The organism is Acinetobacter sp. YH12106, from assembly GCF_013418995.1.
Taxonomy (GTDB): domain Bacteria; phylum Pseudomonadota; class Gammaproteobacteria; order Pseudomonadales; family Moraxellaceae; genus Acinetobacter; species Acinetobacter pseudolwoffii.
Genome location: NZ_VPAV01000041.1, coordinates 1 through 8,307, shown reverse-complemented (window position 1 = coordinate 8,307; position 8,307 = coordinate 1). Strand labels below are relative to the sequence as shown.

5 protein-coding genes and 4 pseudogenes are annotated in these 8,307 nt (G+C 29.5%); all 9 read right to left on the bottom strand.

Features of this window, described 5'->3' with window-relative positions:
* A pseudogene (locus FTU45_RS14590) lies at positions 1–339 on the bottom strand (IS6-like element IS1006 family transposase); the annotation flags it as partial.
* 168 nt (positions 340–507) lie between these two features.
* Positions 508–966 (bottom strand): AAA family ATPase, encoded by a 459-nt coding sequence (locus tag FTU45_RS14585; RefSeq protein WP_180076646.1) that lies wholly within the window; start codon positions 964–966, stop codon positions 508–510.
* On the bottom strand, positions 956–4,357 hold the full coding sequence (locus FTU45_RS14580; RefSeq protein WP_180076645.1) for an ATP-binding cassette domain-containing protein: 3,402 nt from the start codon (positions 4,355–4,357) through the stop codon (positions 956–958). The genes FTU45_RS14585 and FTU45_RS14580 overlap by 11 nt, the downstream gene beginning before the upstream one ends.
* A gap of 9 nt (positions 4,358–4,366) precedes the next feature.
* Positions 4,367–5,050, bottom strand: coding sequence for a methyltransferase domain-containing protein (locus FTU45_RS14575; RefSeq protein WP_180076644.1), 684 nt, complete (start codon positions 5,048–5,050; stop codon positions 4,367–4,369).
* Entirely contained in the window at positions 5,047–5,877 is an 831-nt protein-coding gene (locus FTU45_RS14570; RefSeq protein WP_180076643.1) for a TauD/TfdA family dioxygenase, read from the bottom strand. Before FTU45_RS14570 ends, FTU45_RS14575 begins: the two co-directional genes overlap by 4 nt.
* Entirely contained in the window at positions 5,877–6,422 is a 546-nt protein-coding gene (locus tag FTU45_RS14565; RefSeq protein WP_180076642.1) for a hypothetical protein, read from the bottom strand. Before FTU45_RS14565 ends, FTU45_RS14570 begins: the two co-directional genes overlap by 1 nt.
* 250 nt (positions 6,423–6,672) lie before the next feature.
* Positions 6,673–6,819: pseudogene (locus FTU45_RS14560) on the bottom strand (helix-turn-helix domain-containing protein); the annotation flags it as partial.
* A 54-nt stretch (positions 6,820–6,873) separates the two neighbouring features.
* A pseudogene (locus tag FTU45_RS14555) lies at positions 6,874–7,579 on the bottom strand (IS6 family transposase).
* Positions 7,580–7,717: 138 nt separating this feature from the next.
* A pseudogene (locus FTU45_RS14550) lies at positions 7,718–8,191 on the bottom strand (recombinase family protein); the annotation flags it as partial.
* Positions 8,192–8,307 lie beyond the last annotated feature (116 nt).

The following is an 8,307-nucleotide window of genomic DNA, read 5'->3' as shown; positions in this document are numbered from 1 at the left end:
TTTGGTATTACGTCTAGAAGAAAGATAAAAATCAATGGTATCGCCACGTTGATCGACTGCACGATACAGATAAGACCATCGTCCATTCACTTTTACATAGGTTTCATCAATATGCCACGAGCTCAGATCTGTAGGATTACGCCAATACCAGCGTAAACGTTTTTCTATTTCAGGAGCATAACGTTGAACCCAACGGTAAATAGTCGTGTGATCAACATTCACACCCCGTTCGGCCAGCATTTCCTGCAGTTCACGATAGCTGATGCCATATTTACAATACCAACGAACAGCCCAAAGAATGATTTCACCTTGAAAGTGCCGACCGTGGAAGGGATTCATCTGCGGTATCTCGAAATAAATAAGATATTTAGCTTATCATGTCAGTCTATTTGCAACAGTGCCTTTCGGTCTCTAAGCACTTTTTAAAGGGAACTTCATCGACTCAAATCTCTATTTGCAACAGTGCCATTGGAACTACCTCTCACCTCTGCCACAGTACCTTATAATTTATCTAAATTTAATGTCAAAAATTAATCTAAAACCTTCTTCTTTTTCAGGTGGTTGAATTTCATTATAAAATTTCCTCAACATCCTAAAACTAATTAATCTATGAGGCGGCCTTCTTGTATTTTGTATTACAATTTTATAAAAACTAACATTTATGAATATTGCTATAATATTATAATTACTTATTTCTTCAAAAAGGAATTTTCTTTCATTAACAGAATTAAAATAAGTACTGTCAATCACAAAATTTTTTTCCTCAGAAACAAGCTTTATAATTTCATTTTTGATAATAAAAGTAGTTTTTTTCCTAATTTCGTAAGTTCTTATAAAACCAAACTCTTTTTCTCTTATTTCATCACATGATATATATTCGTAGTCATTTAAATATTTCTTACGAAAATAAGATTTACCTGAAGCTGGACACCCAATTAATAAAAAAATATTATTTTTATTGCGCATATACTGGCTTACCATTAATTAAATAATAATTTAGCTCTTCAATATATCCGGTGCCATTGCATTTTATGCATTTACATGATGGCTTATTTTTACCACTATTAAACAACTCAATAAGCCCCTCCCACTTAATCTGCTCACTAAGAGCATTCTTTCGATCACCATCATTTAAAAAATATATTTTTCTAAAACCATAAATTGCATTTAAACGTTCTGCATCAGTTAGCTCACTATAATTAATATCTAAATTACATATCATTTCATCTTTGAATTTCTTTATAGATTTTTTGATGTGATATAATTTTTTTTCATTGATTATAGCTGTTTTATAAAAAGATGTATCTGTAATTTTTTTATTGATATTTAAAATAAAATTATTTACATCAATAACTTTACCCGAACCCTTACAATATGGACATTTAGAAAAATATTTATTAAACGTATTTTCAGTAATAACTTTTGTTCCTATTAATTTTTTCTTATAATCAACAATTCTTAGAGAGTGAAACTGTGGAATACCCTTCTCAAACACTACCAATGTATTCCCTCCTAATAAAAATGCCAAGTCAATATCATCAATTTCACAAAAAAAATCGAAATATAAGTCCTGAAAAAAGGTAGGTTTTAAATTTTTAATATTAATAGTATTATTGTTCCACAAACAAGAGACCACTCCTATTCTTAATAACTCGCTAATAATTGATTTAAAATTATTTTTTGAAATAACACCATTGTTATAAATATCATCAATAAATGGGCAAAAAAATACTCTTTTATCTTTTAGAAAAGATTTCAATGAAGAAAAATCCCTATAAGTCGTTAAATTTTTTGTAGTTTTAAATTCAAAATTATTAAAATAATTTCTAATATTTTCAAAATAAAAGTCATCCTGCCATTGATTACAAATCAAATTACTATTATTCATTATACTTATTGGATAGCTTTTATTTTCAAAAAAATCCTTCTTTTTAAATTCTTCCTGCTTACCTTGAAAAATTAATTCGCCTCCATCCATGCCAGATTTTGGTCCAATTTCAATTATATAGTCAGAATTATCAATAAACATTTCATTATGTTCTACAGCAATAATCGTACAATTCGTGTCTAAGAGATCACTAAATAATTTTAAAATATTTATACAATCAGGAATGCTCAACCCTTTTGTAGGTTCATCTAAAAAAATAAATTTATGAGTATTTTTTTGATATTTTTTAAGTAAGTATTTTGATAGTTTTACTCTTTGGCATTCACCACCACTTAAAGTAGATGTTGTTCTTGCTAGTGTTAAGTATCCCGCCCCCATTTTAATCAATAAATCACACAATTTATTTACTGTAGGGCTAATATTCAAGCTAATTAATTTACTAAGTGGTAGATTTAAAAGTTCATGAATATTATAACTATTTATCTTAACTGATAAAGTATAGTTATTAAATCTAGCACCAAAACACTTACTACAAGTTAAATCATTATATATTCCACTGCCATTACAAAGATCACATGAACCTTCTGGTGTATTAAATGAAAAGTGGCTAATATTGAATCCTAATTTTTGAGAAAGATTACTTTGAGTATAGTATTTTCTGATTTCATCAAATATACCAGTATATGATGCTATAGTAGATCTAGAGTTTTTTGAAATATCATCTTGACTGGCATATATTACATCTATTTCATCTTTATTTTTTTCTATCTCTGAAATAATTGCCTTAACTAGACTTGATTTACCACTACCTGAAACCCCAACTACTGAAACTAATGAATTTAAAGGAATATTTATACTTACATATTTTAAATTATTTTTGTTCAAATCTTTAAAGGAAATAAATTTTTTTAATTCTCTTTTAGATCTAGAATAAATTAATTCTGAATAAAAACTATTTTTTGATATATACCCACTTTTATAACCATTATTTTCAAAATGAATATTGTAATCAGAACTTTTAATAACATAATTTGAATGATCAATTAAAATAATAGTATTTCCATTATTATTCAATTCTTTAATTACATCTATTACATTAAATAAATCACTTTTAGCTAATCCAGATGAAATTTCATCTAAAACAATTATTGAATTTTTAATATCATCAGATAAGTATCTAATTATTTTTAATCGCTGTAGTTCTCCACCACTTAATTCTTCTGTGGATTGGTTTAATCTTAGATAAGATAGCGACAATTTATAAAATTCATTAATAATTTTTAAAACTTTATCATCTTCAATATAATCTTTTATGTTTTTAATTTGAAGTTGATTAAATTCATAAAAATTTAACCCCTTATATTTTACTGCATTACACTTATAGTTATATCCTGTACCATGGCACTCTTCACATTTTTCATAACCTATATACTGGCTTATGAATTCATTGTCTTTCTTACTTAATAACTTCGAATTAATCAAGTCAATTAATTTAGTTCTAATCTCAGGACTCAAATCATAAAATAAAACATCAAGATTCTCTTTACCTACAGTTTTTTTTACTTCTGAATCTTGTAAATAAATATATTTATAGGCTTTACCAGTGTGAGGTATATTTAAAAAATTATTAGAAATACTAATATTTTTATTAATTAACTTTTCGAAATCTACTTTACTTACCTTACCTGAACCATTACATGATTTACATTTTCCATTATATTCACTTAATTCAGACTTTGTAAATAAAGATTTATTTTTTACTTGATATTCTGTATAACAATTTTCACAAAAAGTTTGAATTGAGAAATCAAAAACCTTTTTACCTTGTTTTAAAATTATAATCTTTTTTATATTATTTTCATTTACTAAAAATTTTTCAATCTCGACAAATAAATCCATTCCTTTTGAGTTATTTATTTTCCCCTCATCAATTCTTTTAAAGTTTGAGTCAAAATATTTATTTAGACCATACTCCTCTACTATTTTTTTATTAGTATTATTTATTTCTTTATTGCGCTCTTTAATTTTATAAAGTATAAGACTATCTTTATCAATTATTTTGTAAAAAACATTCAGAGGGCAACTATTATCTACATGTGCACCACAATGACATATAATTTCTCCATATTTTATAAAAATTTCCTTAATATTTTCATTTAATTTTGACACTGTGCTTACATTTGATACCTCACTTTTTCTTATAGTTTTCTGTGAAACACCATAAACTTGGTCTAATATTTCTAGTCTATCGAAGTTCTTTCTATTATATAATTCATGTTCTGTCGCAATATTATTCTCAATTCTATATCTTCTTTCTTTTTCATTAAGGATTACATCAAACATTAAAGTACTTTTTCCAGCACCGCTGACCCCACTTATACTTGTTATCTTATTCTTTGGTATCTCTACGCTAATATTTTTCAAGTTATTTTCACGTACATTCAAAGTTCTAATACTGTGACTCATCATTCGCACTCTTTATTTATCATATTTTGGTTTTAATAATATGAACAAATATTTATGAACATGAGAAGATTCAATTAACTCCTCAATTGTTTCAAATTCATTTTTTCCCGAAAAATCAAATACTAATGGGTAATGTATTGGGATTTTCTTTATACTAACCCTAAAACCTACTTGATAAAATATTTTAGCTATTTGATTAATAGAATAATCGTAAGCATTATATTTTTCCTCATTTATTATACGTTTTTTCCTCTTAATCCAAGTTGGATTATCTATATGACAACCTATAGTAAATATATAATAACCACCTTTATTTAATTTTTCATAAATTTCTAATGCATGAGCATCTATGTTTTGAATTGTATAAACTACTTCTTGAGAAAATATTATATCCTGCGATAAATTTTCTATTTCCTTAAAAGATTCATAATTTATAAATTTAACATTACTCAATTTATTATTATAATTACTATAAATAATCAATTCATCTTGTATTTCAACACCTATACAGTTAATGTCTTTATGTAGAAAATTAAACAGTTCTAAAAAACCACCGTCTCCAGATCCAAAATCTATAATATTTTTTACTTTACTTAAATCAAGTAGAAAGTTTGTTTCATTAATAACAGAATACCAAAATGTAAAATTTGATTTATTTCTTAAATATCTTGGGATTTTGTGCCTAATTTTGTTCATAAAGCAAAACTAACAAATATTTCTCTTGTAAATAGTTTCTGACTAACATCAATACCTATAGAGCATTCATTTCGATCATGTAAAGTAGCCTTATTATCATGAATAAGAATATCACCAATATCTAAAAAAATATTTTTTTTCAAATCTTCGCAATGCATAAGAAATTGATAAATCATTTTACCTTCTTCATATGATTGTTTTAATTTATGATATTGGTAATAATACATTATTCGATCATAATCAAATCTTACTTTATATTCGTTGTTTTCTTTATATAAAATATTAGATTTCAAATCTATTATTTCTTTATTTTCGGAGTCGAAATTTATACCCTTAGAAATCATTGGAACCTTAGTAGTTAGTAATTTTTCCAAAAGTTCAGGGTTTTCATAACGAAGTTTTCTGATTAGTTCTCTTATTACAACAATACCATTTTCAACTTTAAATAGTGGATCTTTTTTAATAACTTGTATAAATCCAATATTGGGCTGACTATTAATATCAACAGCATCATCATTATGTAAAACTAAATTATTTGTTGCACATCCAGTGTAATTGCAATCTACCTTAATCCCAGTATGTTCAACGCATCCATAATAATTTCCAAAAAACCGAATCAATGCTTCTAAATGATTCATGGTTCTAAAAGGAGTATTTTTTAAAACCACAAACTTTTCATTTTCCAATATTTTTTTTAGAGAATCAATTAAGAAAAGAAAATCTTGTTCATTTGAAAGAAGTTTATAAATCTTTAATGGATCATCTTGAAACTCTAGCCAATTTAAAATATTGGCATAGAGTTTATCAGAAAGTAACAATGTAGCCATTATCGGCAACTACTTCCATTACCTGAACGACAACCGCATGAGGCAGCAGCTTCGCCTCTGAAGCCTAATTCAGTTCTATTAAAATGGTAGCTATATAGCTTTTTAGTTAATTCAAACCCTTGTTCTAAAACAGTTTCATTTTCCTGTTCTGTTAGACCAAAATATGGATAATGATGGATAAATGATCCTTTAATTTTATTACAATCTTGGAAGTATTTTCGAGTATCTAGAATATGAATATGCCAAAACTCGTCGACTAGTTCACTAGGAGCAAAAGATAATTCTTCGTAATGCACCTGTAAAGTTAACCATTCCTGATATAGTTTGATTGTATGATTAATTTTTTCTTCAGACCAGCCGTATTCTTTCTGAAGTTTATATCCGTGTGGTGTAAAGTCTAATTCCGCTACTTTCTGTAGAGTTGAGTTAATAACATTTTGATTTACGATAAATTCATTCGAAAAATCTGTATTTATTAAAGCTCTTGAACTTAAACGAAATATATCTGCTTTACCCTGTGAATAGAAATTTTCAGCATACCCCATCTTTTTTTCCTAATTTTGTTTTAACGTTCTGTAATTATACTCATTTTTGTATTAATTAATAGTTGAAACAACAAGTACTGTTACAAATAACTATTAATGATAATGAGGATTGTTCTGGCTAAAGGTGCACCAGATAAATTCCTTCCATGATTGGCATTTTCAAGGTGAAGTATGTCTAAAATTTTTTAAATACAATAAGAGAAATTAATAGGTGGAACCAAGAAAATGAGTTAGCTTAAGAGAATGTGCATCATGCCCAGGATACTGAGGGCAGTCCATCTCTTTTTAAATACCTGTACACAGCCTGCCGGCTGATACCAAATGCTTTTGCTAGATCAACTTTGGATGAATACTTCTTTTCGTCCCAAGCTTGTCGCAGGGCTTGGGCCTGATCAGGATGGCACTGTTGCAAATAGAGATTTGAGTCGATGAAGTTCCCTTTAAAAAGTGCTTAGAGACCGAAAACCCTGTTGATTAGACACACTTCACCCAGAGGCTGACCATAATAAAATGACGATGCTTGTCCTTTACGCAGTGCACGCATGACTTCAGTCCCTTTAATTGTGGCATAAGCCGTTTTCATAGATTTGAATCCTAGCGTGGCCCTGATGATCCGCTTTAACTTGCCATGATCACATTCAATGACATTATTTTTATACTTAATCTGCCTGTGCTCAATATCTACTGGACATTTTCCTTCTCGCTTTAACCGTGATAAAGCCTGGCCATAGGTCGCTGCTTTATCTGTATTGATAACCCGTGGAATTTGCCATTTTTTCACCGTATTGAAGATCTTTCCTAAAAAACAATAGGCTGATTTACTGTTCCGTCTAGCGGAAAGGTAAAAGTCAATCGTATGACCACGTTGATCAACTGCACGATACAGGTAAGTCCATCGCCCCTTCACTTTGATATAAGTCTCATCCATATGCCATGAATGTAAATCTGTAGGATTACGCCAATACCAGCGTAACCGTTTTTCCATTTCTGGAGCATAACGCTGAACCCAACGATAAACTGTACTGTGATCCACATTTACGCCTCGTTCAGCAAGCATTTCCTAAAGTTCACGATAGCTGATGCCATATTTACAATACCAACAAACAGCCCAAAGAATGATTTCCCCCTGAAAATGTCGACCATGGGAAAGGATTCATATGCTGCACCTTTAGCTAAAACAGTCTTCAGCTTACCATTCGTGGTTATTTGCAACAGTGCCTGCAAAAGTCTATCAATTTCCATTGTAAGCTTAAGTGAAATCAACTTTTAAGATCTTTTAGTGGCTAAGTAAAATTTTAATTGGATAACTCGCCTGCTTTTAAATAGCGGTATACCGCTTGTCGACTAATTCCAAATGCCTGACCTAATGCCATTTTTGAAGGGTACTTCCCCTCCTTCCATGCTTGCCTTAAAGCTTCAGCCTGTTCAGGCTTCAATTTATGTACCCGGCCTTTGTACTTCCCTTGAGCAGAGGCGAGTTTAATTCCTTCTTTTTGCCGCTCTAAAATGATCTCACGTTCGAACTGTGCAAAAGCACCCATCAGTTGCAGCATCAAATTATCCATTGGGGTAGATTGAGCGGTAAAAGTAATATTTTCTTTTACAAATTGGATGGCGATTCCCCTTTTAATCAGTTTATCTACTTCAGTGACCAAATCTTTTAGGCTTCGTGCAAAACGATCCATGGAATGTACAATCACTTTGTCTCCTTCCCGGACATAATTCAACATTTCCTGAAATTTCGGTCGGTCGGTATTTGGCACTGTTGCAAATAGGCTGACATGATAAGCTAAATATCTTATTTATTTCGAGATACAGCAGATGAATCCCTTCCACGGTCGGCACTTTCAAGGTGAAATCATTCTTTGGGCTGTTCGTTGGTATT